Raw genomic sequence first — 25107 nt, 5'->3', positions numbered from 1 at the left:
GCGGGGCGTCCCGCGGTCGCGGTCGTGCGACACCGTCATGTGAACAGTGGGCGAACGCCGTCGTGGCGTGGCCCCGCCGCGGAACCGGCGGTGGCTCCGCCCTGTCCTTCGGTGACAGCGATACCGGGCCGTCGCCGCCGGGCCGCGAGCACGTCACCCGCGGCGGCTACGGTGCGCGCACCACCGCCCGGCGCCACGGGCCCGAAGGCGCACGCGGTGGCCACGGAGGCGACGGCGGCCGGGACCGGCCCGGTACAACCTGCACGGAAAGGCTCACGTAATGTCACCGGAGCACGTTCACATGAGCCTCGGAACTCGCACTGACTTTGTCATTACCAGTCAGTTACTTGCGCGCGTCTTCTGCCTCATCGGCGTCCTCCTGGTGCTGTCCGGGTGCCGGACGCTCTCCGAGGAGTCCTCCGGGACGGCCTCCGGCGCGTCCTCCACGGCCTCCCCGCGCGCCTCGCAGCCGAAGGCCCGTGAGTCGGCCGACCTGCGCGCCCGCGTCCTGTCGTACACGGAGGACCTGGACCCCGACGGCCCCTACTCACCGCCCGACGACGAGCAGCGCGCCCGGCTGGCCGAGGGGGTCGGGAGCCTGCTGGAGGGGGACGCGCGCGAGGCCGAACGGCTGCTCGCCCCGCTCGGCCTCGGCGTCACCCGCCTCACCGACACCGGGTCCGGCCGCCGTTACGACGAGGTCGCGGCCACCGGCCCCGGTACGAGCGCCCGGTGGGGCCGGCTGTACCTGTCCGCGGACGCCCCCCTCCGCTGGAGCGCGCAGGTGCCGCACCCGGTCGCCGACCGGGACACCGAGGAGCTGGGCGTGCGCCTGCTGGAGAGGGCTCCGGGCGGCGCACTGGTCCTGGCCGGCGCCCACCGCCGGGCCGGGCACGGGGCCGCCGACGTCGCCCACCGCGAGGACAGCGCCTTCCACGGCATCGTCCTGGAGCTCCAGAAGCGCGGTGTGCCCGGCATCCAGCTGCACGGTTTCGCCGAGTCCACCACGGACCGCTACGACGCCGTCCTGTCCACCGGCGCCGCCGGGAGCGCCCCCGGGGAGGTGTCCGCCCTGGCCGACCGGATGGAGGCGAAGGGGCTGCGAGTCTGCCGCGGCTGGTCCGCGCGCTGCCCGCTGGAGGGCACGACGAACGTCCAGGGAAGGGCGGCCCTGCGGGAGGAGGCGGCCTTCGTCCACCTGGAGCTGGCGCCCGGCGCCCGGGGCGACGGACCCGACACCGACGAGGCCGCGGACGCCGTGGCCGGCCTGCTCAGCGCCTGGGCGAAGAACTGAACGAGCGGCCGGGCGAACGGACGTCCGGGCGAGCCGGCGGCGGCGCGCACGTCCGCCCGCTCAGCAGCAGCCGGCCCCCGGCAGGGTCCGCCGGTTGCGGGCCTCCTTGTTCCGCGCGGCCAGCAGCTCGTCCGCCGGGTAGCCGACCTCCTCCAGCGTCAGCCCGTGCGGCCGTACGACGTGCACGGCGGAGTCCCGGACACCGGCGGCGAGCACCTCGGCGGGCCAGCCGGGCGGGCGGTGGCCGTCGCCGACGAACAGCAGCGCCCCGATCAGGGAGCGGACCATGTTGTGGCAGAAGGCGTCGGCCCGCACGGTGGCGGTGATGATCCCGTCCTCCCCCCGCACCAGGCTCAGCTCCTGCAGCGTCCGGATGGTGGTGGCCCCCTCGCGCTTCTTGCAGTAGGCGGCGAAGTCGTGCTCCCCGAGCAGTCCCCGGGCGGCCTCGTTCATGGCGTCCACGTCGAGCGGCCAGTCGTGCCACAGGACGTGCCCGCGCAGCAGCGGGTCGACGCCGCCGGGGTTGTCGGTGACGCGGTAGGCGTAGCGCCGCCAGATCGCCGAGAACCGGGCGTCGAAACCGGCGGGCGCCTCCCGGAGGGCCCACACCCGCACGTCCCGGGGCAGCCGTCCGGCGAGCCGCTTGAGCAGCTTGCCGCGGTGCTCGGCCCAGACCTCGCGCTCCAGGTCGACGTGGGCGACCTGCCCCCTGGCGTGCACCCCGGCGTCGGTCCGCCCCGCCACGGTCAGCTCGTACGTCTCACGGGACCGCGTGACCGTCCGCAGCGCGTCCTCGATCTCCCCCTGCACCGTCCGCCGCCCGCCGGCCTGCTTGGCCCAGCCGGAGAACTCGGTGCCGTCGTAGGAAAGGTCGAGGCGCACCCGGACACGGCCGGCCCGTACTTCGTCACTCACTCCTGGATCCTCTCAGGAACGCGGAACGGGCCCGCCCCCAGGGGCGGACCCGTTCACTGCGAGACAGAGCCTCAGGCGTCCTTCGACTCCTCGGCGGGAGCCTCGGCAGCCTCGTCGGACTTGGCCTCGACGGCCTCGTCCTTCTTGAGGGCGTCTTCCTTGACCGCACGCTTCGTCGCGGCCTCGGCCTCACCGGTGGCCTGCTGCGCCACGGTCAGCGCCTCGACCAGCTCGATGACGGCCATGGGCGCGTTGTCGCCACGGCGGTTGCCGATCTTGGTGATCCGGGTGTAGCCACCGGGACGGTTCTCGTACCGGGGGCCGATCTCGGTGAAGAGCGTGTGGACGACGCTCTTGTCCGTGATGACCTGGAGCACCTGACGGCGGTTGTGAAGGTCGCCCTTCTTCGCCTTGGTGACCAGACGCTCGGCGTACGGACGCAGACGGCGCGCCTTCGCCTCGGTGGTCGTGATCCTGCCGTGCTCGAAGAGCGACTTCGCGAGGTTCGCGAGGAGCAGCTTCTCGTGCGCGGCGCTGCCGCCCAGACGGGCACCCTTGGCGGGCTTCGGCATGATGTCTCTCCTAGGTGTCTGCCCCGGCCGTATCAGGTACCGGGGTCAGTATCCGAGCGGGCGGTCGCCCGTCGGAGACCCCGCGCCCCGAGGGGCGCGGGGAGGTGTCGGCGAACCCGAGCGCTCAGTACTGCTCGGTCTCGACGAAGCCCGCGTCCGCGTCGTCGTCGGCGCCGAAGGCGTCCGCGGCGGCGGTCGGGTCGAATCCGGGCGGGCTGTCCTTGAGCGCGAGGCCCATGCCGGCCAGCTTCGCCTTGACCTCGTCGATGGACTTCGCACCGAAGTTGCGGATGTCCAGCAGGTCGGCCTCGGAGCGGGCGACGAGCTCACCCACGGAGTGGATGCCCTCGCGCTTGAGGCAGTTGTACGAGCGGACCGTGAGCTCGAGCTCCTCGATCGGCAGCGCCAGGTCGGCGGCGAGCGCGGCGTCCGTCGGGGACGGACCCATGTCGATGCCCTCGGCGTCGATGTTCAGCTCGCGGGCGAGACCGAACAGCTCGACCAGGGTCTTGCCCGCGGAGGCCATGGCGTCACGCGGACGCATCGCCTGCTTGGTCTCGACGTCGACGATCAGCTTGTCGAAGTCGGTGCGCTGCTCGACACGCGTGGCCTCGACCTTGTACGTGACCTTGAGGACCGGCGAGTAGATCGAGTCGACCGGGATACGGCCGATCTCCTGGCCCACCTGCTTGTTCTGCACGGCGGAGACGTAGCCGCGACCGCGCTCGACGGTCAGCTCCATCTCCAGCTTGCCCTTGCCGTTGAGCGTGGCGAGGACGAGGTCGGGGTTGTGCACCTCGACACCGGCCGGGGGCGCGATGTCGGCGGCGGTGACCAGACCCGGGCCCTGCTTGCGCAGGTACATCACGACCGGCTCGTCGTGCTCCGAGGAGACGACCAGCTGCTTGATGTTGAGGATCAGGTCGGTGACGTCCTCCTTGACGCCCGGCACGGTGGTGAACTCGTGCAGGACACCGTCGATGCGGATGCTGGTCACAGCAGCGCCGGGGATCGACGAGAGGAGGGTGCGGCGGAGGGAGTTGCCGAGGGTGTAGCCGAAGCCCGGCTCCAGCGGCTCGATGACGAACCGGGAGCGGAACTCGTCGACGACCTCTTCGGTCAACGAGGGACGCTGAGCGATCAGCATGTGGTGATCCTTCAGTCAGGGGCGCCCGCTATATGACGCCCGACTCTGTACTGCAAGGGTACGGGCGGCACGACCCGAAGGAGCCGTACCGCCCGGAAATCCCTGGCGAAGCGAGGTCAGACGCGACGACGCTTCGGCGGACGGCAGCCGTACTGCGACATGTGGGGGACGACCCCCACACCCCCAGCCGGAGGCCGGTCCGCCGTGCCGAGCGTCAGACGCGACGACGCTTCGGCGGACGGCAGCCGTTGTGCGGGGTGGGCGTGACGTCCTGGATGGAGCCGACCTCGAGGCCGGTCGCCTGCAGGGAGCGGATGGCGGTCTCACGACCGGAACCCGGGCCCTTGACGAACACGTCGACCTTGCGCATGCCGTGCTCCTGAGCGCGGCGGGCAGCCGACTCGGCGGCCATCTGCGCGGCGAACGGCGTGGACTTCCGGGAGCCCTTGAAGCCGACGTGGCCGGCGGAGGCCCAGGAGATCACGTTGCCGGACGGGTCCGTGATCGAAACGATGGTGTTGTTGAACGTGCTCTTGATGTGCGCGTGGCCGTGAGCGACGTTCTTCTTTTCCTTGCGGCGCACCTTCTTGGCAGCGCCCTGACGTCCCTTGGGGGGCATGTCGTTCTCCTACGGGAGGTGGTCGGTCCTACAGCGAAGACCGCTGGACGGCGAGTCCGCTGCGGACTACTTCTTGCCCGGCTTCTTCTTACCGGCGATGGCGCGACGCGGGCCCTTGCGGGTGCGGGCGTTCGTGCTGGTGCGCTGACCGCGGACGGGCAGGCCGCGGCGGTGACGCAGACCCTGGTACGTGCCGATCTCGACCTTGCGGCGGATGTCGGCCTGGATCTCGCGACGGAGGTCACCCTCGGTCTTGATGTTGTTGTCGACGTACTCGCGGATCGCGACGAGCTGCTCTTCGGTCAGGTCGCGAACGCGGGTGTTCGGGTCGACGCCGGTGGCGGCCAGCGTCTGCTGCGAAAGGGTCCGGCCGATGCCGAACACGTAGGTGAGGGCGATCTCCACGCGCTTTTCGCGCGGGATGTCAACACCGGAAACGCGTGCCATTCAATGGCTCCAGTTGATTGTCGGAGGTCTTCCACAGAACCGGTCCCCGGCCGCCGTATCAGGTACGAACCGGGTCCCCGGCCTCCGAACCGGGGGTGTCGGACACCTGGGTGCCCGGGTCCTGCGTATGAACATGTTCAGCTCACGTCGCGCGAAGTCATGCGAATCGCGGAGGGAACGGTCGTGCGTCAGCCCTGGCGCTGCTTGTGGCGCGGGTTGTCGCAGATGACCATGACCCGACCGTGACGGCGGATCACCCTGCACTTGTCGCAGATCTTCTTGACGCTCGGCTTGACCTTCATGGGGTGAGGTTCTCCGGGTCAGTTGCCGGCGGCCCCGCGGAGTCCGCAGGGCGTGGGCAAGATCTACTTGTACCGGTAGACGATCCGGCCACGCGTCAGGTCGTACGGAGACAGCTCCACCACGACCCGGTCGTCAGGGAGGATGCGGATGTAGTGCATGCGCATCTTGCCGCTGATGTGTGCCAGGACCTGGTGGCCGTTCTGGAGCTCGACCTTGAACATGGCGTTCGGAAGAGACTCGACGACAGTGCCCTCGATCTCGATGGCACCTTGCTTCTTGGCCACGCTTCGCCCTTCGAATCGACTACCTTGATCGACTCCCCTGCGCCCTGCGAGCTGATGCAGGCATACGGGTGCACTGGAGCCGACGAGTCAGTCTACGTCAGCAACCCCGGAAAGGCGAAACGAGGAAGTCTGCCCCACCGGGTAGATCGTCATGCCAGCGGGTCCGGGGCCGCGGTGACGCCCAGCTCCGCGAGCTTCGCCCTGCCCCCGTCGGGGGCCGTCAGGACCAGGGGGCCCTGCTCGGTCAGCGCCACCGAGTGCTCCCAGTGGGACGACCAGGTGCCGTCGGTCGTGATGACGGTCCACTCGTCCTGGAGGACCTGGGTCTTCGGGGTGCCGAGGGACACCATCGGCTCGATCGCGAGGCAGAAGCCGGGCACCAGCTTGGGGCCCTTGCCGCGGCGCCGGTCGACGTAGTTCAGCAGGTGCGGGTCCATGTGCATCTCGGTGCCGATGCCGTGGCCGCCGTAGTCCTCGATGATCCCGTACTTGCCGCCGCCGGGCTTGGGCTGGCGGCGGATGTAGGTCTCGACGGCCCGCGAGATGTCGACGAGCCGGTTGCCCTGCTTCATCGCCGCGATGCCGGCCCACATCGACTCCTCGGTCACCCGGGAGAGCTCGACCAGCTCGGGGGCGTGTCCGGAGCCGACGAAGGCGGTGTAGGCGGCGTCACCGTGCCAGCCGTCGATGATCGCGCCGCAGTCGATGGAGATGATGTCCCCGTCCTTGAGGACGACGTCGTCGGAGGGGATGCCGTGGACGACGACCTCGTTCACCGACGTGCAGATGGTCGCGGGGAAACCGCCGTAACCGAGGAAGTTCGGCTTGGCGCCGTGCTCCGCGAGCACCTTGCGGGCGACCTGGTCCAGGTCCTTGGTGGTGGCGCCGGGCACGGCGGCCTCCCGCGTGGCCGCGTGGATGGCCGCCACGACCAACCCCGCCTCACGCATCTTGGCGATCTGCTCGGGGCTCTTGATCTGCACCATGGGGGCTGCGGCCTTTCTGGACCGGAGGGGAAACGGACTCACTCAACGATACGGGCAGCCCGGACCGGCGGACCGCGGGCCTGCGCGCCGCCCCGGACACACCGCAGCCGCGGCCCCCGGGAGGGAACCGCGGCTGCAGCCACGCATGAGTACTACTCGCCGCGCTTCAGCGCCTCCAGCGCCCGGCCGGTGACCTCGTCCACCGGTCCCATCGCGGAGATGGTGACGACCAGGCCCTGCGCCTTGTAGTAGTCGATGATCGGCTCGGTCTGCGTGTGGTAGACCTCGAGCCGCTTGCGGACCGTCTCCTCGGAGTCGTCGCCCCGCTGGTACAGCTCGCCGCCGCAGACGTCACAGACGCCCTCCTGCTTCGGCGGGTTGTACGTCACGTGGAAGACGTGGGCCGAGTTGTTGCGGCAGACGCGCCGGCCGGCGATCCGCTTGACCACCTCGTCCTCGGGAGCCTCGAGGTCCAGCACCGCGTCGAGCTTCATCCGCTCGGTCACGAGCAGCTCGTCCAGAGCCTCGGCCTGCGAGACGTTACGCGGGAAGCCGTCCAGCAGGAAGCCGCCCGCGGCGTCGGGCTGCTCCATCCGGTCCTTCGCCATGGCGATGGTGACCTCGTCCGGCACGAGGTTGCCGGCGTCGATGTACGACTTGGCGAGCTTGCCCAGCTCCGTCTGCCGGCTGATGTTCGCGCGAAACAGGTCGCCCGTGGAGATGTGCGGAATGTGCAGCGTCTCGGCAAGGCGGGTGGCCTGCGTTCCCTTTCCGGCGCCCGGCGGCCCGACGAGGACGATTCGCATCAGCGGAGGAACCCTTCGTAATTGCGCTGCTGGAGCTGGCTCTCGATCTGCTTCACCGTCTCGAGACCCACACCCACGATGATCAGGATGCTGGTGCCGCCGAACGGGAAGTTCTGGTTTGCCCCGAAACCAGCCAACGCCATTGTCGGGACGAGAGAAATCAGACCCAAGTACAGCGAACCCGGCCAGGTGATCCGGTTGAGTACGTAGCTCAGATACTCAGCGGTCGGTCGGCCAGCCCGGATGCCCGGGATGAAGCCACCATACTTCTTCATGTTGTCCGCGACTTCCTCGGGGTTGAACGAGATGGCCACGTAGAAGAAGGCGAAGAAGACGATCAGGAAGAAGTACAGGATGATGTGCGGCGTCGCCGCGGTGTCCGCGAGGTTCTTCGTGACCCAGGTGGCCCAGCCCGCCGTCGAGTTCGAGAACTGGACGATCAGCGCCGGGATGTAGAGCAGCGACGAGGCGAAGATGACAGGGATCACACCCGCCTGGTTCACCTTGAGCGGGATGTACGTCGACGTGCCCCCGTAGGAACGGCGGCCGATCATGCGCTTCGCGTACTGGACGGGGATACGGCGCTGGGCCTGCTCCACGAAGACCACCAGGCCGACCATGACGAAACCGACGATCATGACCGTGCCGAACTCGATCCAGCCGTCCGCCAGCTCGCCACCGGTCTTGATGGCCCACAGGGCGGACGGGAAGGTCGCGGCGATCGAGATGAACATCAGGATCGACATGCCGTTGCCGACACCGCGGTCGGTGATGAGCTCGCCGAGCCACATGACGAGGGCCGTGCCGGCGGTCATGCAGATCACCATGACGATCGTGGCGAAGATCGAGCGGTCCGGCACGATCTGGCCGGCGACGGTGCAGCCGGAGAAGAGGGCGCCGCTGCGGGCGGTGGCCACCAGGCCGGTGCCCTGCAGGATCGCGAGCGCGATGGTCAGGTAGCGGGTGTACTGCGTGATCTTCGCCGTACCCGCCTGGCCCTCCTTCTTGAGGGCTTCCAGGCGCGGGATCACCACGGTCAGCAGCTGCAGAATGATGCTCGCCGTGATGTACGGCATGATGCCGAGCGCGAAGACCGTGATCTGCAGCAGGGCGCCACCGCTGAACATGTTGACCAGACCGAAGAGGCCCTGGTTGCCCGACGCCTGGTCCACACACTCCTGGACACTCTTGTAGTCGACGCCGGGGATCGGGATGTGGGTACCGAGTCGGTACACCACGATGATGCCGAGCGTGAAGAGCAGCTTCTTGCGCAGGTCGGGCGTCTTGAACGCCCGGGCGAACGCGGTGAGCACGGTGCCTCCTGCGACCCCCGCGCTTCTGCGTCAAGGGTGACGGTCTTGAGGTTCGACTGACGACTAAGGGGATAACGGTCAACTGCCGTTCAGAGTGCCTCATGTGTGGCACCCGTGAAAGAGGACAGCGCAGGCCACCTTACCGGCGGCACCACTGCCCTTGGAACGACCGACCGGGGATACCCCATTTTGTGGGGTATCCCCGGTCGGGATCGCTCAAGTCATCGAGACGCCTGAAGGGTTCAGACGAGCTCGGTGACGGTACCGCCGGCGGCGGTGATCTTCTCCTTGGCGGAGCCGGAGACGGCGTCGACCGTCACCTGCAGCGCCACGGAGATCTCGCCCTGGCCGAGGACCTTGACGAGGCTGTTCTTGCGAACGGCACCCTTGGCCACGAGGCCCTCGACGGTGACCTCGCCACCCTCGGGGTACAGCGCGGCCAGCTTGTCGAGGTTCACGACCTGGAACTCGGTCTTGAACGGGTTCTTGAAGCCCTTCAGCTTCGGGAGACGCATGTGGAGGGGCATCTGGCCACCCTCGAAGCGCTCCGGAACCTGGTAACGGGCCTTGGTGCCCTTGGTACCACGACCGGCCGTCTTACCCTTCGACGCCTCACCACGACCGACACGGGTCTTCGCGGTCTTGGCGCCCGGGGCGGGACGGAGGTTGTGGATCTTGAGCGGGTTGCTCTCCGCCATGATCAGTCGACCTCCTCGACCGTCACGAGGTGGCGGACGGTGTGCACCATGCCGCGGAACTCGGGACGGTCCTCCTTGACGACCTGCGTGTTGATGCCCTTGAGACCAAGGGAGCGCAGGGTGTCGCGGTGGTTCTGCTTGCTGCCGATGTAGGACTTGACCTGCGTAATCCTGAGCTGCGCCATGATTACGCACCCGCCCCGGCACGCGCACGCAGCAGAGCCGCGGGGGCGACGTCCTCGAGCGGCAGACCGCGGCGGGCCGCGATCTCCTCGGGACGCTGCAGGCCCTTGAGGGCCGCCACGGTCGCGTGCACGATGTTGATCGCGTTGTCGGAGCCGAGCGACTTCGACAGCACGTCGTGGATACCGGCGCACTCGAGCACGGCGCGCACCGGACCACCGGCGATCACACCGGTACCCGGGGACGCGGGCTTGAGCAGCACGACGCCGGCAGCCTTCTCACCCTGGATGGGGTGCGGGATGGTGCCCTGGATGCGGGGGACCTTGAAGAAGTGCTTCTTGGCCTCCTCAACACCCTTGGCGATGGCGGCCGGCACCTCCTTGGCCTTGCCGTATCCGACGCCCACGGTGCCGTCACCGTCGCCCACCACGACCAGCGCGGTGAAGCTGAAGCGACGACCACCCTTCACAACCTTGGCGACGCGGTTGATCGCGACAACGCGCTCAACGTACGCGGTCTTCTCGGCGGCAGCAGCGCCGCCGTCACGGCCCTTCCGGTCCCGCCGCTCGCCGCCACCGGCACCGCTTCCGCGGCGCTGGGGTCCAGCCATTGGAATTACCTCTCTCTGTTTCCGCTAGCTCCGGAACCGGCTCAGAACTTGAGCCCGGCCTCGCGGGCGGCGTCGGCCAGGGCGGCGATGCGCCCGGCGTACTGGTTGCCACCACGGTCGAACACGACGGCCTCGACACCGGCGGCCTTGGCGCGCTCGGCAACCAGGGCACCGACCTGCTTGGCCTGTGCGGACTTGTCGGCCTCGCCGCCACGGATCGAGCTGTCCAGGGTGGACGCCGACGCAAGGGTGTGACCCTTGAGGTCGTCGATCACCTGGGCCACGATGTGGCGGTTCGAGCGGGTAACGACCAGACGCGGACGCTCCGCCGTACCGGTGATCCGCTTGCGGATCCGGATGTGACGGCGCTTGATCGCGGCGCGCTTGTAGGCGTCGCCCTTGAGGATCTTCTGCCCGTATGCCATGGCTTACTTACCCGCCTTTCCGACCTTGCGGCGGATGACTTCGCCCTCGTACTTGACGCCCTTGGCCTTGTACGGGTCGGGCTTGCGGAGCTTGCGGATGTTGGCCGCAACCTCGCCGACCTTCTGCTTGTCGATGCCCTCGACCGAGAAACGGGTCGGGGACTCCACCTTGAAGGTGATGCCCTCGGGGGCCTCGACGGTGATCGGGTGGCTGTAACCGAGGGAGAACTCCAGGTTCGAACCCTTGGCGACCACGCGGTAACCGACACCACTGATCTCGAGCTTCTTCACGTAACCCTGGGTCACGCCGGTGATCATGTTCGCCACCAGCGTGCGGGACAGGCCGTGCAGGGCCTTGCTCTGACGCTCGTCGTTGGGGCGGGTGACGTGCAGCACGCCGTCCTCACCCTTGGCGATGTCGATCGGCGCCACGACGGTGTGGGTCAGCGTGCCCTTGGGGCCCTTGACCGCGACCGTACGGCCGTCGATGGTGACGTCCACGCCGGCGGGAACCGCGATGGGGAGCTTGCCGATGCGCGACATAGCTGTTTCCTCCGTTCCCTTCCGTTACCAGACGTAGGCGAGGACTTCCCCACCCACGCCCTTCTTGCCGGCCTGCTTGTCGGTGAGGAGCCCGTGCGACGTGGAGATGATCGCCACGCCCAGGCCGCCCAGCACCTTCGGCAGGTTGGTGGACTTCGCGTACACCCGGAGACCGGGCTTGGAGATCCGCTTGATGCCCGCGATGGAGCGCTCACGGTTCGGGCCGAACTTCAGCTCGAGGACGAGGTTCTTGCCGACCTCGGCGTCCTCGATCTTCCAGCCCGTGATGAAGCCCTCCTGCTGGAGGATCTCCGCGATGTGAGACTTGATCTTGGACGCCGGCATCGTCACGGAGTCGTGGTACGCCGAGTTCGCGTTCCGCAGACGCGTAAGCATGTCTGCGATCGGATCAGTCATGGTCATGAATTGGCCTTCGGCCTCTCTCGCCGGGGTTTCCTGGTGCGCCATCCCTCTCCCCGATCCGAGACGGGACGGGTGCGGCGCGGTGGACCTACGGCGTAGTAAGCAAACATTTGCAGGCACTGCCTGCGGGCGTACGGGGCGGCAGACGCCCAACCCCACAAGCCTAAGGCATGCGGAGCCGGGCCCCTGCCGACCCGGGTGCTTACCGAGAGTCTGAATAACCCGGAATTACCGGATTACCAGGAGCTCTTGGTCACGCCCGGCAGCTCGCCGCGGTGAGCCATCTCACGAAGGCACACGCGGCACAGGCCGAACTTGCGGTAGACGGAGTGCGGGCGGCCGCAGCGCTGGCAGCGGGTGTAGCCACGCACACCGAACTTGGGCTTGCGAGCAGCCTTAGCGATCAGAGCCTTCTTCGCCATCTCGCTCACGCCTCCTTGAACGGGAAGCCGAGGTGACGGAGAAGGGCACGGCCCTCTTCGTCGTTGGTCGCCGTGGTGACCACGGTGATGTCCATACCCCGGACACGGTCGATCTTGTCCTGGTCGATCTCGTGGAACATGACCTGCTCCGTGAGACCGAAGGTGTAGTTGCCACGGCCGTCGAACTGCTTGGGGGACAGACCACGGAAGTCGCGGATGCGCGGGAGCGCGAGCGACAGGGTGCGGTCCAGGAACTCCCACATGCGGTCGCCACGGAGCGTGACGTGGGCGCCGATCGGCTGGCCCTCACGCAGCTTGAACTGCGCGATGGACTTGCGGGCCTTGGTGACGGCCGGCTTCTGACCGGTGATCGTGGTGAGGTCGCGGATGGCGCCCTCGATCAGCTTGGAGTCGCGGGCGGCGTCGCCCACACCCATGTTGACCACGATCTTGACGAGGCCGGGAACCTGCATGACGTTCTCGTAGGAGAACTCCTCACGCAGCTTGCCCGCGATCTCCTCGCGGTACTTCGTCTTCAGACGCGGAGTGGTGGTGGTCGCCATCAGATGTCCTCACCCGTCCGCTTGGCAACGCGGATCTTGTTGCCCTCGTCGTCGAAGCGGTAACCGACGCGCGTGACGACCTTCTTGCCGTCCTTCTCCACGACCAGCTGGACGTTGGAGACGTGGATCGGGGCCTCGGTGGTCACGATGCCGCCGGCCTGCGAACCGCGAGCGGTCGGACCGGCCTTGGTGTGCTTCTTGACCCGGTTGACACCCTCGACCAGGACGCGGTCCTCGCGGGGGAAGGCCGCGATGACCTTGCCCTGCTTGCCCTTGTCCTTACCGGTGATGACCTGGACCAGGTCGCCCTTCTTGATCTTCATGCTCACAGCACCTCCGGCGCGAGGGAGATGATCTTCATGAACTTCTTCTCGCGCAGCTCACGGCCGACCGGGCCGAAGATACGGGTGCCACGAGGGTCGCCGTCGTTCTTCAGAATGACGGCGGCGTTCTCGTCGAAGCGGATGTACGAGCCGTCCGGACGGCGGCGCTCCTTGACGGTGCGAACGATGACCGCCTTGACGACGTCACCCTTCTTCACGTTGCCACCGGGGATCGCGTCCTTGACGGTGGCGACGATGACGTCACCGATACCCGCGTAGCGGCGACCGGAGCCACCGAGCACACGGATGCAGAGGATCTCCTTCGCACCCGTGTTGTCGGCGACGCGCAGTCGCGACTCCTGCTGGATCACGTCTATCTCCTGATTGTCTGCCGGTTCCCTCCGGGGGTGAGCCCGGAGAGCCTGGCGGAACTCTCCTGCGGATGGTCCCCGCAGGAATTACGAGGCCGCCCCGGTCGAGCCGCGTGGGTCGTCCACGCTTGCGCGCGTGCGACGCACGCGGCTCGGCCGGTTTCCGGCGGGGGCCGTGAGTCGGTCCACGGTCCCCCGCCCAGGCGGCGCATCTGGCCTGCGGGTCACCCCGCAGGAATTACTTGGCCTTCTCGAGGATCTCGACGACGCGCCAGCGCTTCGTCGCGGACAGCGGCCGGGTCTCCATGAGGAGGACGCGGTCGCCGACACCCGCGGCGTTCTGCTCGTCGTGCGCCTTGAGCTTGTTGGTACGGCGGATGACCTTGCCGTACAGCGCGTGCTTGACGCGGTCCTCGACGGCGACGACGACGGTCTTGTCCATCTTGTCGCTGACGACAAGACCCTCGCGGGTCTTGCGGAAACCGCGCGCTTCGCCCGCGCCGGAGGCGCTGGTGTTTGCAGTCTCAGTCACGTTGTTCTCGCTCATGCGTTCTCCACCGTTTCGATGCCCAGCTCGCGCTCGCGCATCAGGGTGTAGATCCGCGCGATGTCCTTACGGACGGCCTTGAGCCGACCGTGGTTCTCGAGCTGACCCGTCGCCGCCTGGAAGCGGAGGTTGAACAGCTCTTCCTTGGCTTCGCGGAGCTTCGCGAGAAGCTCCTCGTCACCCAGTTCGCGCAGCTCGGACGCCTTGGTACCGGCCGACATCACGCTTCACCTGCCTCGCGCTTGACGATCCGGCACTTCATCGGCAGCTTGTGGGCCGCACGGGTCAGCGCCTCACGGGCGATCTTCTCGTTGGGGTACGACAGCTCGAACATGACGCGTCCGGGCTTGACGTTGGCGATCCACCACTCCGGCGAACCCTTACCGGAACCCATGCGGGTCTCGGCCGGCTTCTTGGTGAGCGGACGGTCCGGGTAGATGTTGATCCAGACCTTGCCGCCACGCTTGATGTGGCGGGTCATCGCGATACGGGCCGCCTCGATCTGGCGGTTCGTGACGTAGGCCGGGGTCAGCGCCTGGATGCCGTACTCGCCGAACGCAACCTGCGTTCCACCCTTGGACATACCGTTGCGCTTCGGGTGGTGCTGCTTGCGGTGCTTGACCCTACGGGGGATCAGCATGTCGGTCAGGCCTCCGTTCCGGTGCTCTCAGCCGGAGCGGCAGCGGCGGGCGCCTCGGCCTTGGGGGCCTCGGCGGCCGGAGCCGACTGCTGCTGCGGCTTGCGCCCGCGACGCTCGCCACCGCGGCCACCACGGGCCGGGCGGTCGTTGCCGCCACCACGGGCCGGGCGGTTGCCCGCACGGGCGGCGGCGTTCTCGGCGCGGACCTCGGCGATGTTCTTGACGTCGCCCTTGTAGATCCAGACCTTCACGCCGATGCGGCCGAAGGTCGTCTTGGCCTCGAAGAAGCCGTAGTCCACGTTCGCGCGGAGCGTGTGCAGGGGCACACGGCCCTCGCGGTAGAACTCCGAGCGGGACATCTCGGCGCCACCGAGGCGGCCACCGCACTGGATCTTGATGCCCTTGGCGCCGGCCTTCATCGCCGACTGCATGCTCTTGCGCATGGCACGGCGGAAGGAGACGCGGGAGGAGAGCTGCTCGGCGACGGCCTGGGCCACGAGCTGAGCGTCGGTCTCGGGGTTCTTGACCTCGAGGATGTTCAGCTGGACCTGCTTGCCGGTGAGCTTCTCGAGGTCGCCGCGGATGCGGTCGGCCTCGGCGCCGCGGCGGCCGATGACGATGCCCGGACGAGCGGTGTGGATGTCCACACGCACGCGGTCACGGGTGCGCTCGATCTCGACCTTGGAGATGCCGGCGCGCTCCATGCCGGACGTCATCATCCGGCGGATGGCGACGTCTTCCTTGACGTAGTCCTTGTACAGCTTGTCGGCGTACCAGCGCGACTTGAAGTCGGTGGTGACACCGAGCCGGAACCCGTGCGGGTTTACCTTCTGGCCCATTACCGGGTTCCTTCCTTGCTGCTGACGACCACGGTGATGTGGCTGGTCCGCTTGCGGATCCGGTAGGCGCGGCCCTGGGCGCGCGGCCGGAACCGCTTCAGGGTCGGGCCCTCGTCGACGTAGGCCTCGGAGATGTAGAGGCTGTCGACATCGGTGTGGTCGTAGTTGTGCGCGGCGTTGGCGATGGCGCTGTCCAGCACCTTGCCGACCGGCACGCTCGCGGCCTGCGGGGCGAAACGCAGGACCGCCTGAGCCTCCGTGGCATCCATGCCACGGATGAGGTCCACCACGCGGCGGGCCTTCATGGGCGTGACGCGGATGTACCGCGCCTGGGCCCTGGCTTCCATGGTTGTCCCTTCAGTGTTTGTCATGGTCTTTCACACCCCGCTGACTAGCGGCGCTTCGACTTCCGGTCGTCCTTGACGTGACCCCGGAAGGTGCGCGTCGGCGAGAACTCGCCGAGCTTGTGGCCGACCATGGACTCGGTGACAAACACCGGGATGTGGGTCTTGCCGTTGTGCACCGCGATCGTGTGGCCGAGCATCGCCGGGACGATCATCGAGCGACGGGACCAGGTCTTGATGACGTTCTTGGTACCGGCTTCGTTCTGCGAGTCCACCTTCTTGATCAGGTGGTCGTCGACGAAGGGTCCCTTCTTCAAGCTACGAGGCATCTCAACCCGTCCTTAGCGCTTCTTGTTCGTCTTGCGGCGGCGGACGATGTACTTGTTCGACGCCTTCTTGGGCGAACGAGTACGGCCTTCCTTCTTGCCCCACGGGGACACGGGGTGACGACCGCCGGAGGTCCGGCCCTCACCACCACCGTGCGGGTGGTCCACCGGGTTCATGACCACACCACGGACGGTCGGGCGAACGCCCAGCCACCGCTTGCGGCCCGCCTTGCCCCAGTTGATGTTCGACTGCTCGGCGTTGCCGACCTCGCCGATCGTGGCGCGGCAGCGCTGGTCGACCAGGCGGATCTCTCCGGACGGCATGCGGAGGTGGGCCATGGTGCCCTCCTTCGCGAGCAGCTGCACGGAGGCGCCGGCGGAGCGGGCGAACTTGGCACCGCCACCGGGACGGAGCTCGATCGCGTGGATCGTGGTACCGACCGGGATGTTGCGGAGGGCCAGGTTGTTGCCCGGCTTGATGTCGGCCCCGGGACCGTTCTCGACGCGGTCGCCCTGCTGCAGGTTGCGCGGGGCGAGGATGTAGCGCTTCTCGCCGTCCGCGTAGTGCAGCAGCGCGATGCGCGCGGTGCGGTTGGGGTCGTACTCGATGTGCGCGACCTTCGCCGGCACGCCGTCCTTGTCGTGACGACGGAAGTCGATCACGCGGTAGGCGCGCTTGTGTCCGCCACCCTGGTGGCGAACGGTCACACGACCGGCGTTGTTACGGCCGCCCTTGCTGTGCAGCGGGCGGACCAGCGACTTCTCCGGCGTGGACCGCGTGACCTCGACGAAGTCGGCGACGCTGGAGCCACGACGGCCCGGAGTCGTCGGCTTGTACTTGCGGATACCCATTTCTCAGTCCTCGTCCGATATCGGACGATCCGGACCTCCGTCAGGAGGTCGGACCGCCGAAGATGTCGATACGGTCGCCCTCGGCGAGGGTCACGATCGCGCGCTTGCTGTCGGCACGCTTGCCGAAGCCGGTGCGGGTCCGCTTGCGCTTGCCCTGGCGGTTGATCGTGTTGACCCCGGTGACCTTGACCGAGAAGACCGCCTGGACGGCCTCCTTGATCTGGGTCTTGTTGGAGCCCGGCGCGACGATGAACGTGTACTTGTTCTCGTCGAGGAGCGCGTAGCTCTTCTCGGACACGACCGGCTTGAGCAGGACGTCACGGGGGTCCGTGAAGGCCTTGCTCGCCGGGGTGACGACGGTGTTCTTGCCCTCGGCCTCGTGGCGGCGCGCCTTGGCGACGCGCGCGGCCTTGGCCGCCTTGGCGGCCTTCGAGGCGATGCTCGGGTGACGCGTAGCCATCAGGCCTCGCTCCCTTCGGTGTCAGCGGCCTTGGGGCCAGACACGAAGGACTCGAAAGCGGCCTGGGTGAAGACCACGTCGTCCGAGACGAGAACGTCGTACGTGTTCAGCTGGCCCGGCTCCAGAATGTGGATCTGGGGCAGGTTGCGGGCGGACAGCCACGCGGCCTCGTCGGAGCGGTCGGCGACGAGCAGCAGGTTCTTACGCTCGCTGATCTTGCCGAACAGGCTCTTGGCGGCCTTGGTGGAGGGGGTCTCGCCCTCGATCACGCCGGAGACGACGTGGATGCGGTTGTGGCGGGCCCGGTCGGTGAGGGCGTGGCGCAGGGCCGCGGCCTTCATCTTCTTCGGGGTCCGCTGCGAGTAGTCGCGCGGCACGGGACCGTGCACGACGCCACCACCGGCGAACTGCGGCGCGCGGGTCGAGCCCTGACGGGCGCGGCCGGTGCCCTTCTGGCGGTACGGCTTCTTGCCGCCACCGCGGACCTCGCCACGGGTCTTGGTCTTGTGCGTGCCCTGGCGGGCAGCGGCCAGCTGCGCGACGACGACCTGGTGGATCAGCGGAACGCTGACCTTCTCCACGCCGAAGATCTCCGCGGGGAGCTCGACGCTACCGGTCTTCTCGCCGGCAGGCGAAAGGATGTCAACAGTGCTCATCGGTTACCTCAGGCCCCCTTGGCCGCGGTGCGGACCAGGACGAGGCCGCCGTTCGGACCGGGAACCGCGCCCTTGATGAGCAGCAGACCCTTCTCCGCGTCAACGGCGTGGACGGTCAGGTTCTGGGTGGTGACCCGCTCGTTGCCCATGCGGCCGGCCATGCGCATGCCCTTGAAGACACGGCCCGGGGTGGCGCAGCCACCGATGGAACCGGGCATGCGGTGCACGCGGTGGGCACCGTGGGATGCCTTGCCACCACGGAAGTTGTGGCGCTTCATGACACCGGCGAAGCCCTTGCCCTTGCTCTTGCCGGTCACGTCGACCTTGACACCGGCCTCGAAGACCTCGGCGGTGACTTCCTGGCCGAGCGTGTACTCGGAGGCGTCGGCCGTGCGGATCTCGACGAGGTGGCGGCGGGGGGTGACGTCGGCCTTGGCGAAGTGACCCTTGAGGGGCTTGTTCACCTTGCGCGGGTCGATCTCGCCGAAGGCGATCTGAACGGACTCGTAGCCGTCGACGTCGTTCGTGCGGACCTGGGTGACGACGTTCGGTCCGGCCTTGACGACGGTGACGGGAACAACGCGGTTGTTCTCGTCCCACACCTGCGTCATGCCGAGCTTCTCGCCCAGGATGCCCTTGATCTGCTTGGTCATCTTCAGATCACCGGCCTCAGAGCTTGATCTCGATGTCGACACCGGCCGGGAGGTCGAGTCGCATCAGAGAGTCAACGGTCTTGGGAGTCGGGTCGAGGATGTCGATCAGGCGCTTGTGCGTGCGCATCTCGAAGTGCTCGCGCGAGTCCTTGTACTTGTGCGGCGACTTGATGACGCAGTACACGTTCTTCTCAGTGGGCAGCGGCACCGGGCCCGCGACCGACGCACCAGTACGCGTCACCGTCTCGACGATCTTCTTCGCCGAGCTGTCGATGACCTCGTGGTCGTAGGCCTTGAGCCGGATGCGGATCTTCTGTCCCGCCATGGCTACTTCGTAGTCCTGTCTCTCGTAACGCTCTGGACCCGGTGGTCCCGTGCTGTCCCGCCCCTCCTCCGACCCACGCGGTCGGGCGTGTCGCACTCCCGCTGACACAGATGTCCCTCTTCGGGACTTCCCTGCTGGGGAGTACGGGCCCTTCCGGAACCGCGGGCGGGGGCGAGAGGCCCACCGGGCGCCTGGTCTGCACCCCGCTGACGCTTCCCGGAAGATTCCCGTACTTCCGCCCCTGATCAGGGACGACGAGTACTGTGGGACTCGCTTCCGGTCCTCCCGGCGGGAGGCGCGCAGCATCGGCACTCGACCGAGCAACCCCGCCAGTCTGCCATACGAGGCAGGGGGCTGGCCAATCGAGCCGGAGAGAATACCCCGAAGGTGACATGGGTCAAACTGTGGCCCGCCGGGTGCGGGCGCCCCGGGGACATGACCGGACATTCGGGAGGGGCGGCAGTGACGGAGGAGGACGGGGCGATGGGTGCCGGGGCGGCGGGCTCCGGGACGACGGAGATACTCCGGGCCGCCGGCCGGGCGGACAAGTGGTCGATCGCGTGGGTCCTGCTCGCCCTGGCCCTGTGGGGCTGCTTCGCGGTCCTGATGCTCGGCTCCTACGGCGGTGACGGCGCGCCGCGCTGCGAGGGCCCGCTGACCGACCCCTTCCAGCAGACCGGCGGTGCCTGCGACAGCGAACTCCGCCAGTGGCCGGCCCTGCTCGGCATCCTCGCCCTCGCCACCCTCACGACGACCGTCGCGGCGACGACGACGGTCTACGCCAAGCTGCTGACCCGCCTGGCGACGGGGCACAGCCGCCCGGTGCCGGGCGCCGGAACGGGGCCGGGCACCCCCTGACCCGCCGCGCTGGTGCCCGTGCGGAGCCGGACGCACGCACATGCCTGACGCCCTCCGTGGCGTCTCCACGCCCGTCAGCTCAGGCGCAGTGAGAGCAGTCGACCGGCTCTACCGCCAGTGGGGCCAGAGGCCCGTGGTCCGCGGAGGATGCCCAGAGGGCGGGGGACGGCCCACGGCGGGGGTGCCTGCGGCGCGTCAGAGGTCAGCCGCACTTCAGGGTCTTCACGGTGGCGGGGAAGTAGGCGCGCATGAATTTCTCGATGTCGCGCCGGTGACCGGTATCCGTGGGGTTGCCCGCCTTCAACAGGACCGACAAGGTGAAGTAAGCACCACGTTTGCTACGGCACGTCGTGGTCGCAATGGCCCCGTCATTGCCCACGACCATGTCCGGCGCTTTGTTCACACGCTCAGGCATCTGAAGCTGTGAGATGGAGTTCAACGAATTCGCGATCTCCAGCGGGTCCACGAGGTCGCTGTGCCACGCGAATCGCACGTCGACAGCTTCTTTGCCACCTACATTCAAGCTGCACCACGAGGAGGGACTCGGGTCACTCCGGTCCACGTCATTACGTTCGGTAATGGCACCTTCAGCGGGAATCAGCGGTTCCAGGTCATTCGGAGTGATCCGTGTGCCGCAGAGCGACTGCGGAAGTACACGCTTTTCGTCACGTTGCCCGACCCACAGGGCGGTGAGCGCGACCAGGCACACGACCAGGGCAACCCACAGGCTCACCCGCCAGCTCCGCCTCACTGCGTAGCCCCTGAGCCCGTGACCCCCTGCGCATGCAGGACACCTGCTTCGGTCGACTTCTCGATGGTGTCCATCGGCCCGTACTTGTCGGCAGCTACGCCGTGGACGCTTCTCCATTCATCCGCCAGGGCGGAGAGCTGCCCGTTCCGAGTCTTGTAAGCCTTCACGCTCTCTTCAGTCGCCTGATCATCCAGTCGCCTCTGCTCGTCCTCCAGCCACTTACCCGTGACATAGTCGGCCGCTTGCTGCACCTTGTCGCTGGCGACGGGAATGTAGCTGATCGCCTCGTCCATCAGAGGTTTCCACGTGAGCTCCGCGACCTTGGGATCTCCTTGTGCCTGGGTTCGTGCTTCCTCCAGGAAACCGACCGTGCGGCCGGCCCTGACGAGGGACTCCGTCGCCTTGGGCTGAGAATCGTCGTGAATGTCGGCGACCATCGTCTGGTTCAGTCCCGCGTTCAGGGTGCTGTAGGCGTCCTGGTCCTTGGAGATCTGTTTTGTGACCTCGAAGAGGTTGCCCTGGTCCAAGGGGGAGTTGGCGATGGCGATGTCGCTCATCGCCGTGTGCACGGTGGTGCCGTGGTTGACCAGGATGTTCGCCATCGGTTCCCGCAGGGACGGGGGGAAGTCGTCGCCGTTCTCGGCCAGGGAGGTGAGGGCCGACTTGAGGACGGCCTCGTTCTGCTTCGTGTGTTCGACGTACCGCGCGTTCCCGTCCGACGGGTCGATGCCGGTCGCCGCGGCCTGCAGGGCGGCGCCGAGACCGGCGCGGTCGTCGCCGTCCACGCCGGGCGTGTACGTGCTGGCCTTGGCGCCCTCGCGTTCGTGCAGGACGACGTCCCAGTCCCTGTCCTTCATCAGGTACGTCATCCTCTCGCCGGAAGCGAGGTAGGACGCCGCCGCGTCGGGGTCGTGGCTCATGATGCCGAGCATGCCGTCCACCGGGTCGTTGGCGAACCAGCCGTCCCGCTCACCTGCGTACTCGTGCTTCAGCTGCCAGATGCCCGGGTCCTTCTTCTCCGCCGCGATCATGTCGTCGGTGAGGTCCCCGAGCATGTCCGGTGCGTATCCGTCCCCCTTCCGCATCAGCGTGACGAGCGTCTGGTAACCGACGGCCTTGTCCAGACGGGCGCCCTGCGCGTCGGTGGCGTGCCGCTGCACGCCCGCTTCGCGCATGTCCTCGCGCCAGCCCTCGTACCACGACGACCTGGTGTCCTTCGTCGCCGAGGCCAGGGCGTCGGCGAGGCCGGTCTCGATGGTCGCGTAGTGGGCCGCCCGGTCGCCGCCCCGGACGTGGATGAGGTCGTTCAGCTCGTTCGTCAGCGTGAGGGTGCCGTCGGCGCCCAGGCCGTCGAGGAGGGTGCGGGAGAACGCCGGGTCGTCGCTGTTGTCGCGGAACGTCCGCTCGAGCTCGGCGATCTCCTTGTCGGACAGGCGGCCACCGTCGCGGAGCTTCTCCAGCGCCTTCTCGGCCGCTTCGCCCTCGTACTTCTCGATGTCGTTCTTCGCCTCGCCGTTGAAGCCCTTGCCCCCGGCGATGACACCGGAGTCGGTCACGACGGCCTGCAGGGCGATCCGCACGCCCTCGTCCGCGTCCGTGACGTCCCGTACCGCCTTGTCGATGCGGTCCTGCCACGACCGGACGGCCTCCTGCCACCCCGGATCGTTGCGCAGCGTCCGGCGTTCGGCGTCCGACAGCCGCTCGGTGTCCAGACTCACCCGGCCCTGCTCGGACACCTTCATGCCCGCGTCGACGGCCTCCTGCCGGGCCGTCTTCAGCCGGCCGCGCAGTTCGGTGAACTGCGTGTGCGCGTCGCGCAGCAGCCCGGCCACCGCTCTGGCCTCGATCTGCGCGTACTCGTACTCCTTGAGGGTGATGTCGAAACGGCGGTCGGCCGCGTCGGCGCTCAGGCCGATCCAGCCGGTGCCCATGGAGATGCCGTGCACATCCCGGTCGTAGGCCTTCTCCTGCTCGGCGAACTCGTCCGCCATGCCGTCCCACCGGGCGGCGGCGGTGGTGAGCGTGCCGAGGTCGGTGGTCATGATCTCGTGGTACGTCGGCATCCGTCCGTTTCCTGCCCTCGCGCGTCAGAACCGGTCCGGCTCTGACGGGAACCGATTCGGACTCGTGCCGGCCACCCGTTCCGCCGAACGGCCCCGCCGCCGCTTCCCCCGTCCGCTGTTCGGCCGCGGCAGCCACACGAGCGTTGCGTAGCGTATCGTCCCGCGCTCGGGGCGTGACGAGTGGGCCGTCCCGGCGGGAGAGATGTCCCCCGGGCCTCGACGGGTCAGAGCCTGAGCACTCCCCGCCAGGCCCATCCCGCGCCGAGCACCGCGTCCCGCAGGGGGTCGGTCATCTCCCTGGTGTCGAAGCGGAACGTCTCGACCCTGTGCTCGCGGCCGTCGGGTCCCTGTCGCTTCTCCCACTGCCGGAGCACCGCGGGCGCGTGCCCGCGTCCGTACTGGCTGCCGGTGTTGCCGCCGGAGCGGTTCTCCCACCGCTCTTCGAGAAAACGCACCTCGTGCCTGTCCGGGACCAGCCGCATCCGTGTCCGGAGTCTGACGCCGACCCGTCGTATGTGGCACTCCGCCACCAGGTCGGCCTTCTCACCGGGGAGGGCGTCGCGCACCCGGTACGGCGCGTCCGTGCCGTCGAGCGCGAGCAGTGCGGCCCGGACGTCGGCCGCGGAGCGGGGGACGACAGCGCTGTCGGGCCGCCTGGTGCCGGTCAGTCTGTCGAGAAGTCCCATGGAGGGGACTGTAGAACCGTCCGGCTGGTCCGCCGTCGGCGCGGAACACCCCACACGGGGCACCGGCTTCGCGTGGGGTGAGGCTGTCGGTGGGTCAGCTCTGCGACGCGTAGGTCACGAAGTCGGCCCACGCCTCCGGTGTGAGCGCGAGGCGCGGGCCGGAGGCGTTCTTGGAGTCGCGGACGTGGACGGTGGTGGGGGTGGGGGCGACTTCGAGGCAGTCGTTGCCGTTGCTGCTGTCGCTGTAGCTGCTCTTGAACCAGTGGAGTTCCGGCGTGCTCATAGTTCTCCCAGCGTTTGCTCGATGAAGACCAGAGACTCCTCTGGCGTGAGCGCCTGAGCCCGGATGATGCCATAGCGCAGGTCGAGGACGCGGAGCTGCCTGGGGTGCGAGACCGGGCGGCCTCCGAAGTCACCGTCGGTACGGCCCATCCCCGTGCCGTCCGCGAACTTCAGCACTTGGATACGGCCCCCGGTTCCAGGGTGGTTCGCGCGTGCGGTCGGCATCACCTGGAGCTCCACGGACGGCAACTTCGCCACCTCCAGCATGTGTTCGAGCTGTCGGCGCAGCACCATTGTGTCCCCGATCGGGCGGCGCAGCGTCACCTCTTCCAGGACGAAGCCGAACTCCGGCGCGGGCGAGCGGTCGAAGACGGACTTCCGGGCCATGCGAGCGGCCACCATGCGTTCCAGCTCGTCCGGCGAGTAGGCCGGACGCCAGGTGCGCAGCAGCGCTCGCGCGTACTCCTCCGTCTGCAGCAGCCCATGGATGTTGTGGTTGCTGTAGAGCAGCATCTCCACCGCCCGTTCCTCCAGGTCCGCCAGTTCTCGGACCTTCTTCGGGTACCGGGCCTTCCGCATGTCCTCCATGAAGGCCCGCAGGTGCCCCTGTGCCTTCAGGAGTCGGTCCGCTCTGTCCAGGTACTCCGGGCGGGGGATGCGGGCTCCGCGTTCGATCTTGCGGATCATGTCCTCGCCGTATCCGAGAGTGGCCGCCAGCTCGGAGACGCTCACCCCGGCCGCCTCCCGGCAGACCTTGAGCAGGCGGCCCACCGCCTGCACCACCGGCTCGATCTCGTCGCCCGGCTCGACATCCCAGCCCGCCTCGTCGACACCCTCGCCCACGGCTCCTCCTTCGACGCGTACCCGTACTCGTACAACGCCGGGACAGCCGAGACAGCCGAGACAAAAGCCGGGACAGTGACGGTACGTGCGGGCGTTGTCACTCACCTACGGAAGCAGCTTCGGCCACGCTGAGTGACGTGAACCAGGAAATCAGCGGCTCCCCGCCCCGGATCGCCTCCCCCGTCCGGAATTTCAGCCTCCAGCTGTCCTCCACGCCTCGCGGCGCCCGTCTCGCCCGGCTGCTCGCCACCGAGCAACTGCGCACGTGGGGGCTGCCGTCGCACCCGGCGGAGCTCATCGTCGCGGAGCTGTCGGCCAACGCCGTCACCCATGGCCGCGTCTCCGGCCGGGACTTCCGGCTGTTGCTGTGCGTCGTCGGCAACACCCTCCGCATCGAGGTCACCGACACGCGTGGTGACCGGTTGCCGTGCCTGCAACACTTCGCCACCGACGCCGAGTCCGGCCGCGGTCTGCTGCTCGTGGAGGCTCTCGCCGACCGTTGGGGAGCCGTCCCCGGCCCGCCCCCGTGCAAGACCGTCTGGGCCGAAGTGAGGACCGGCCCCACCGGGTCCCGGCACCGGTGAGGCGGGCGCGGCCGCGCAGTACCTGGAGGGGCGCCTCGCCGGGTTCTCGTGCTCGGCGAGGGTGGTGCCGGCCGTCGGAGTCGGAAGACTCCCCGCCAGGTCCGTCCCGCGCCGTGGACCGCGTCCGGCAGGGGGTCGGTCATCTCCCGGG

Annotated in this window: 39 protein-coding genes; 3 read left to right on the top strand and 36 right to left on the bottom strand. The window is 68.2% G+C overall.

Annotated features, from left to right (window positions below):
* The first annotated feature begins 301 nt into the window (after positions 1-301).
* Positions 302-1294 (top strand): hypothetical protein, encoded by a 993-nt coding sequence (locus ACFYOJ_RS20885; RefSeq protein ID WP_356552678.1) that lies wholly within the window; start codon positions 302-304, stop codon positions 1292-1294.
* Positions 1295-1354: 60 nt separating this feature from the next.
* On the opposite strand, the gene truA is transcribed toward ACFYOJ_RS20885, so the two are convergent.
* From truA to rpsJ, 31 genes are all read right to left on the bottom strand, one after another.
* Positions 1355-2209 (bottom strand): tRNA pseudouridine(38-40) synthase TruA, encoded by an 855-nt coding sequence (truA, locus tag ACFYOJ_RS20880; protein WP_356552680.1) that lies wholly within the window; start codon positions 2207-2209, stop codon positions 1355-1357.
* Between the two features lie 71 nt (positions 2210-2280).
* Entirely contained in the window at positions 2281-2781 is a 501-nt protein-coding gene (gene rplQ / locus ACFYOJ_RS20875; RefSeq protein ID WP_356552682.1) for a 50S ribosomal protein L17, read from the bottom strand.
* A gap of 124 nt (positions 2782-2905) precedes the next feature.
* Positions 2906-3928, bottom strand: a complete 1023-nt coding sequence (locus tag ACFYOJ_RS20870; RefSeq protein WP_003966937.1) for a DNA-directed RNA polymerase subunit alpha — start codon at positions 3926-3928, stop codon at positions 2906-2908.
* 214 nt (positions 3929-4142) lie between these two features.
* A complete protein-coding gene (gene rpsK / locus ACFYOJ_RS20865) occupies positions 4143-4547 on the bottom strand; it encodes a 30S ribosomal protein S11 (RefSeq protein ID WP_003956432.1) in 405 nt (134 codons plus the stop codon).
* Positions 4548-4613: 66 nt separating this feature from the next.
* Complete coding sequence (gene rpsM / locus ACFYOJ_RS20860) at positions 4614-4994, bottom strand: 30S ribosomal protein S13 (RefSeq protein WP_006130767.1); 381 nt, start codon at positions 4992-4994, stop codon at positions 4614-4616.
* Positions 4995-5182: 188 nt separating this feature from the next.
* On the bottom strand, positions 5183-5296 hold the full coding sequence (gene rpmJ / locus ACFYOJ_RS20855) for a 50S ribosomal protein L36 (protein WP_003974245.1): 114 nt from the start codon (positions 5294-5296) through the stop codon (positions 5183-5185).
* A 63-nt stretch (positions 5297-5359) separates the two neighbouring features.
* The gene (gene infA, locus ACFYOJ_RS20850) at positions 5360-5581 is read right to left on the bottom strand and encodes a translation initiation factor IF-1 (protein ID WP_003948620.1); all 222 of its coding nucleotides are present in this window, start codon (positions 5579-5581) and stop codon (positions 5360-5362) included.
* Between the two features lie 149 nt (positions 5582-5730).
* Positions 5731-6567: a type I methionyl aminopeptidase gene (gene map / locus ACFYOJ_RS20845; RefSeq protein ID WP_356552684.1), complete on the bottom strand. Its 837-nt coding sequence runs from the start codon at positions 6565-6567 to the stop codon at positions 5731-5733.
* A 152-nt stretch (positions 6568-6719) separates the two neighbouring features.
* Positions 6720-7373 (bottom strand): adenylate kinase, encoded by a 654-nt coding sequence (locus ACFYOJ_RS20840; RefSeq protein ID WP_356552685.1) that lies wholly within the window; start codon positions 7371-7373, stop codon positions 6720-6722.
* Positions 7373-8686 (bottom strand): preprotein translocase subunit SecY, encoded by a 1314-nt coding sequence (gene secY / locus ACFYOJ_RS20835; RefSeq protein WP_356552687.1) that lies wholly within the window; start codon positions 8684-8686, stop codon positions 7373-7375. Before secY ends, ACFYOJ_RS20840 begins: the two co-directional genes overlap by 1 nt.
* Before the next feature lie 242 nt (positions 8687-8928).
* Positions 8929-9384, bottom strand: a complete 456-nt coding sequence (rplO, locus tag ACFYOJ_RS20830) for a 50S ribosomal protein L15 (RefSeq protein WP_327184613.1) — start codon at positions 9382-9384, stop codon at positions 8929-8931.
* A gap of 2 nt (positions 9385-9386) precedes the next feature.
* Positions 9387-9569: a 50S ribosomal protein L30 gene (gene rpmD / locus ACFYOJ_RS20825; RefSeq protein ID WP_004927226.1), complete on the bottom strand. Its 183-nt coding sequence runs from the start codon at positions 9567-9569 to the stop codon at positions 9387-9389.
* Between the two features lie 2 nt (positions 9570-9571).
* Entirely contained in the window at positions 9572-10177 is a 606-nt protein-coding gene (gene rpsE, locus ACFYOJ_RS20820; protein WP_324936594.1) for a 30S ribosomal protein S5, read from the bottom strand.
* 41 nt (positions 10178-10218) lie between these two features.
* Positions 10219-10602 (bottom strand): 50S ribosomal protein L18, encoded by a 384-nt coding sequence (gene rplR / locus ACFYOJ_RS20815; RefSeq protein ID WP_356552689.1) that lies wholly within the window; start codon positions 10600-10602, stop codon positions 10219-10221.
* A 3-nt stretch (positions 10603-10605) separates the two neighbouring features.
* Positions 10606-11145: a 50S ribosomal protein L6 gene (gene rplF / locus ACFYOJ_RS20810; protein ID WP_356552690.1), complete on the bottom strand. Its 540-nt coding sequence runs from the start codon at positions 11143-11145 to the stop codon at positions 10606-10608.
* A 24-nt stretch (positions 11146-11169) separates the two neighbouring features.
* Complete coding sequence (gene rpsH, locus ACFYOJ_RS20805; protein ID WP_007494756.1) at positions 11170-11568, bottom strand: 30S ribosomal protein S8; 399 nt, start codon at positions 11566-11568, stop codon at positions 11170-11172.
* Positions 11569-11804: 236 nt separating this feature from the next.
* Positions 11805-11990: a type Z 30S ribosomal protein S14 gene (locus ACFYOJ_RS20800; protein WP_003948630.1), complete on the bottom strand. Its 186-nt coding sequence runs from the start codon at positions 11988-11990 to the stop codon at positions 11805-11807.
* Positions 11991-11995: 5 nt separating this feature from the next.
* Positions 11996-12553: a 50S ribosomal protein L5 gene (gene rplE / locus ACFYOJ_RS20795; protein WP_004984522.1), complete on the bottom strand. Its 558-nt coding sequence runs from the start codon at positions 12551-12553 to the stop codon at positions 11996-11998.
* Positions 12553-12876, bottom strand: a complete 324-nt coding sequence (gene rplX, locus ACFYOJ_RS20790; RefSeq protein WP_010036713.1) for a 50S ribosomal protein L24 — start codon at positions 12874-12876, stop codon at positions 12553-12555. Before rplX ends, rplE begins: the two co-directional genes overlap by 1 nt.
* 2 nt (positions 12877-12878) lie before the next feature.
* Positions 12879-13247 carry a 50S ribosomal protein L14 gene (gene rplN / locus ACFYOJ_RS20785; protein ID WP_003998823.1) on the bottom strand — a complete coding sequence of 123 codons (369 nt, stop codon included), beginning with the start codon at positions 13245-13247 and terminating at the stop codon, positions 12879-12881.
* A gap of 238 nt (positions 13248-13485) precedes the next feature.
* Positions 13486-13794, bottom strand: coding sequence for a 30S ribosomal protein S17 (gene rpsQ, locus ACFYOJ_RS20780; RefSeq protein WP_356552692.1), 309 nt, complete (start codon positions 13792-13794; stop codon positions 13486-13488).
* Positions 13791-14015, bottom strand: coding sequence for a 50S ribosomal protein L29 (gene rpmC, locus ACFYOJ_RS20775; protein ID WP_030831683.1), 225 nt, complete (start codon positions 14013-14015; stop codon positions 13791-13793). The genes rpsQ and rpmC overlap by 4 nt, the downstream gene beginning before the upstream one ends.
* Positions 14015-14434 carry a 50S ribosomal protein L16 gene (gene rplP / locus ACFYOJ_RS20770; RefSeq protein ID WP_009190136.1) on the bottom strand — a complete coding sequence of 140 codons (420 nt, stop codon included), beginning with the start codon at positions 14432-14434 and terminating at the stop codon, positions 14015-14017. The genes rpmC and rplP overlap by 1 nt, the downstream gene beginning before the upstream one ends.
* Positions 14435-14439: 5 nt before the next feature.
* Entirely contained in the window at positions 14440-15273 is an 834-nt protein-coding gene (gene rpsC, locus ACFYOJ_RS20765; RefSeq protein WP_356552694.1) for a 30S ribosomal protein S3, read from the bottom strand.
* Positions 15273-15620 (bottom strand): 50S ribosomal protein L22, encoded by a 348-nt coding sequence (gene rplV / locus ACFYOJ_RS20760; protein WP_028420772.1) that lies wholly within the window; start codon positions 15618-15620, stop codon positions 15273-15275. The genes rpsC and rplV overlap by 1 nt, the downstream gene beginning before the upstream one ends.
* Before the next feature lie 44 nt (positions 15621-15664).
* A complete protein-coding gene (gene rpsS, locus ACFYOJ_RS20755) occupies positions 15665-15946 on the bottom strand; it encodes a 30S ribosomal protein S19 (protein ID WP_031076666.1) in 282 nt (93 codons plus the stop codon).
* Positions 15947-15958: 12 nt separating this feature from the next.
* A complete protein-coding gene (gene rplB / locus ACFYOJ_RS20750; protein ID WP_356552695.1) occupies positions 15959-16795 on the bottom strand; it encodes a 50S ribosomal protein L2 in 837 nt (278 codons plus the stop codon).
* Positions 16796-16835: 40 nt separating this feature from the next.
* A complete protein-coding gene (rplW, locus tag ACFYOJ_RS20745) occupies positions 16836-17255 on the bottom strand; it encodes a 50S ribosomal protein L23 (protein WP_007443985.1) in 420 nt (139 codons plus the stop codon).
* Positions 17255-17911 (bottom strand): 50S ribosomal protein L4, encoded by a 657-nt coding sequence (gene rplD / locus ACFYOJ_RS20740; protein ID WP_356552697.1) that lies wholly within the window; start codon positions 17909-17911, stop codon positions 17255-17257. Before rplD ends, rplW begins: the two co-directional genes overlap by 1 nt.
* 8 nt (positions 17912-17919) lie before the next feature.
* Positions 17920-18564 (bottom strand): 50S ribosomal protein L3, encoded by a 645-nt coding sequence (gene rplC / locus ACFYOJ_RS20735; protein WP_356552699.1) that lies wholly within the window; start codon positions 18562-18564, stop codon positions 17920-17922.
* Between the two features lie 16 nt (positions 18565-18580).
* Positions 18581-18889, bottom strand: a complete 309-nt coding sequence (gene rpsJ, locus ACFYOJ_RS20730) for a 30S ribosomal protein S10 (RefSeq protein WP_003948644.1) — start codon at positions 18887-18889, stop codon at positions 18581-18583.
* Positions 18890-19351: 462 nt separating this feature from the next.
* Here rpsJ and ACFYOJ_RS20725 point away from each other — a divergent pair, with 462 nt between their 5' ends.
* The gene (locus ACFYOJ_RS20725; RefSeq protein WP_356552701.1) at positions 19352-19747 is read left to right on the top strand and encodes a hypothetical protein; all 396 of its coding nucleotides are present in this window, start codon (positions 19352-19354) and stop codon (positions 19745-19747) included.
* A gap of 202 nt (positions 19748-19949) precedes the next feature.
* Here ACFYOJ_RS20725 and ACFYOJ_RS20720 read toward each other — a convergent pair whose 3' ends face one another.
* From ACFYOJ_RS20720 to ACFYOJ_RS20700, 5 genes are all read right to left on the bottom strand, one after another.
* Positions 19950-20480, bottom strand: a complete 531-nt coding sequence (locus tag ACFYOJ_RS20720; RefSeq protein ID WP_356552703.1) for a hypothetical protein — start codon at positions 20478-20480, stop codon at positions 19950-19952.
* A 14-nt stretch (positions 20481-20494) separates the two neighbouring features.
* Positions 20495-22561: a hypothetical protein gene (locus ACFYOJ_RS20715; RefSeq protein ID WP_356552705.1), complete on the bottom strand. Its 2067-nt coding sequence runs from the start codon at positions 22559-22561 to the stop codon at positions 20495-20497.
* Between the two features lie 224 nt (positions 22562-22785).
* Complete coding sequence (locus ACFYOJ_RS20710; RefSeq protein WP_356552707.1) at positions 22786-23247, bottom strand: hypothetical protein; 462 nt, start codon at positions 23245-23247, stop codon at positions 22786-22788.
* 94 nt (positions 23248-23341) lie between these two features.
* On the bottom strand, positions 23342-23530 hold the full coding sequence (locus tag ACFYOJ_RS20705) for a DUF397 domain-containing protein (RefSeq protein ID WP_356552709.1): 189 nt from the start codon (positions 23528-23530) through the stop codon (positions 23342-23344).
* Positions 23527-24372 (bottom strand): helix-turn-helix transcriptional regulator, encoded by an 846-nt coding sequence (locus ACFYOJ_RS20700; RefSeq protein WP_356552711.1) that lies wholly within the window; start codon positions 24370-24372, stop codon positions 23527-23529. The genes ACFYOJ_RS20705 and ACFYOJ_RS20700 overlap by 4 nt, the downstream gene beginning before the upstream one ends.
* A gap of 137 nt (positions 24373-24509) precedes the next feature.
* Between ACFYOJ_RS20700 and ACFYOJ_RS20695 the strand changes: the two genes are divergently transcribed.
* Complete coding sequence (locus tag ACFYOJ_RS20695; RefSeq protein WP_356552712.1) at positions 24510-24956, top strand: ATP-binding protein; 447 nt, start codon at positions 24510-24512, stop codon at positions 24954-24956.
* Positions 24957-25107 lie beyond the last annotated feature (151 nt).

Origin of the sequence: Streptomyces sp. NPDC006384 (assembly GCF_042870695.1) — a bacterium.
Lineage (GTDB): Bacteria > Actinomycetota > Actinomycetes > Streptomycetales > Streptomycetaceae > Streptomyces.
The sequence above is the reverse complement of the archived record's forward strand: the minus strand, read 5'-3'. Positions and strand labels throughout refer to the sequence as shown.

What these genes read in the sequence shown, in the direction of transcription:
- rplX (WP_010036713.1), bottom strand. Translation starts at nt 12,876, where the DNA reads ATGAAGATCAAGAAGGGCGACCTGGTCCAGGTCATCACCGGTAAGGAC.
- rpsJ (WP_003948644.1), bottom strand. Translation starts at nt 18,889, where the DNA reads ATGGCGGGACAGAAGATCCGCATCCGGCTCAAGGCCTACGACCACGAG.
- rpsE (WP_324936594.1), bottom strand. Translation starts at nt 10,177, where the DNA reads ATGGCTGGACCCCAGCGCCGCGGAAGCGGTGCCGGTGGCGGCGAGCGG.
- ACFYOJ_RS20800 (WP_003948630.1), bottom strand. Translation starts at nt 11,990, where the DNA reads ATGGCGAAGAAGGCTCTGATCGCTAAGGCTGCTCGCAAGCCCAAGTTC.
- ACFYOJ_RS20885 (WP_356552678.1), top strand. Translation starts at nt 302, where the DNA reads ATGAGCCTCGGAACTCGCACTGACTTTGTCATTACCAGTCAGTTACTT.
- ACFYOJ_RS20710 (WP_356552707.1), bottom strand. Translation starts at nt 23,247, where the DNA reads ATGGGACTTCTCGACAGACTGACCGGCACCAGGCGGCCCGACAGCGCT.
- rplE (WP_004984522.1), bottom strand. Translation starts at nt 12,553, where the DNA reads ATGGCGACCACCACCACTCCGCGTCTGAAGACGAAGTACCGCGAGGAG.
- rpsK (WP_003956432.1), bottom strand. Translation starts at nt 4,547, where the DNA reads ATGCCCCCCAAGGGACGTCAGGGCGCTGCCAAGAAGGTGCGCCGCAAG.
- rplR (WP_356552689.1), bottom strand. Translation starts at nt 10,602, where the DNA reads ATGGCATACGGGCAGAAGATCCTCAAGGGCGACGCCTACAAGCGCGCC.
- rplC (WP_356552699.1), bottom strand. Translation starts at nt 18,564, where the DNA reads ATGACCAAGCAGATCAAGGGCATCCTGGGCGAGAAGCTCGGCATGACG.
- map (WP_356552684.1), bottom strand. Translation starts at nt 6,567, where the DNA reads ATGGTGCAGATCAAGAGCCCCGAGCAGATCGCCAAGATGCGTGAGGCG.
- rpsS (WP_031076666.1), bottom strand. Translation starts at nt 15,946, where the DNA reads ATGCCTCGTAGCTTGAAGAAGGGACCCTTCGTCGACGACCACCTGATC.
- rplD (WP_356552697.1), bottom strand. Translation starts at nt 17,911, where the DNA reads ATGAGCACTGTTGACATCCTTTCGCCTGCCGGCGAGAAGACCGGTAGC.
- rplV (WP_028420772.1), bottom strand. Translation starts at nt 15,620, where the DNA reads ATGGAAGCCAGGGCCCAGGCGCGGTACATCCGCGTCACGCCCATGAAG.
- ACFYOJ_RS20840 (WP_356552685.1), bottom strand. Translation starts at nt 7,373, where the DNA reads ATGCGAATCGTCCTCGTCGGGCCGCCGGGCGCCGGAAAGGGAACGCAG.
- rpsC (WP_356552694.1), bottom strand. Translation starts at nt 15,273, where the DNA reads ATGGGCCAGAAGGTAAACCCGCACGGGTTCCGGCTCGGTGTCACCACC.
- rpsQ (WP_356552692.1), bottom strand. Translation starts at nt 13,794, where the DNA reads ATGAGCGAGAACAACGTGACTGAGACTGCAAACACCAGCGCCTCCGGC.
- rplO (WP_327184613.1), bottom strand. Translation starts at nt 9,384, where the DNA reads ATGGCGGAGAGCAACCCGCTCAAGATCCACAACCTCCGTCCCGCCCCG.
- rpmC (WP_030831683.1), bottom strand. Translation starts at nt 14,015, where the DNA reads ATGTCGGCCGGTACCAAGGCGTCCGAGCTGCGCGAACTGGGTGACGAG.
- rplW (WP_007443985.1), bottom strand. Translation starts at nt 17,255, where the DNA reads ATGGCTACGCGTCACCCGAGCATCGCCTCGAAGGCCGCCAAGGCGGCC.
- ACFYOJ_RS20715 (WP_356552705.1), bottom strand. Translation starts at nt 22,561, where the DNA reads ATGCCGACGTACCACGAGATCATGACCACCGACCTCGGCACGCTCACC.
- rpsM (WP_006130767.1), bottom strand. Translation starts at nt 4,994, where the DNA reads ATGGCACGCGTTTCCGGTGTTGACATCCCGCGCGAAAAGCGCGTGGAG.
- ACFYOJ_RS20870 (WP_003966937.1), bottom strand. Translation starts at nt 3,928, where the DNA reads ATGCTGATCGCTCAGCGTCCCTCGTTGACCGAAGAGGTCGTCGACGAG.
- rplB (WP_356552695.1), bottom strand. Translation starts at nt 16,795, where the DNA reads ATGGGTATCCGCAAGTACAAGCCGACGACTCCGGGCCGTCGTGGCTCC.
- rplQ (WP_356552682.1), bottom strand. Translation starts at nt 2,781, where the DNA reads ATGCCGAAGCCCGCCAAGGGTGCCCGTCTGGGCGGCAGCGCCGCGCAC.
- rplP (WP_009190136.1), bottom strand. Translation starts at nt 14,434, where the DNA reads ATGCTGATCCCCCGTAGGGTCAAGCACCGCAAGCAGCACCACCCGAAG.
- ACFYOJ_RS20705 (WP_356552709.1), bottom strand. Translation starts at nt 23,530, where the DNA reads ATGAGCACGCCGGAACTCCACTGGTTCAAGAGCAGCTACAGCGACAGC.
- rpmJ (WP_003974245.1), bottom strand. Translation starts at nt 5,296, where the DNA reads ATGAAGGTCAAGCCGAGCGTCAAGAAGATCTGCGACAAGTGCAGGGTG.
- rpmD (WP_004927226.1), bottom strand. Translation starts at nt 9,569, where the DNA reads ATGGCGCAGCTCAGGATTACGCAGGTCAAGTCCTACATCGGCAGCAAG.
- rpsH (WP_007494756.1), bottom strand. Translation starts at nt 11,568, where the DNA reads ATGACCATGACTGATCCGATCGCAGACATGCTTACGCGTCTGCGGAAC.
- rplF (WP_356552690.1), bottom strand. Translation starts at nt 11,145, where the DNA reads ATGTCGCGCATCGGCAAGCTCCCCATCGCGGTTCCCGCCGGCGTGGAC.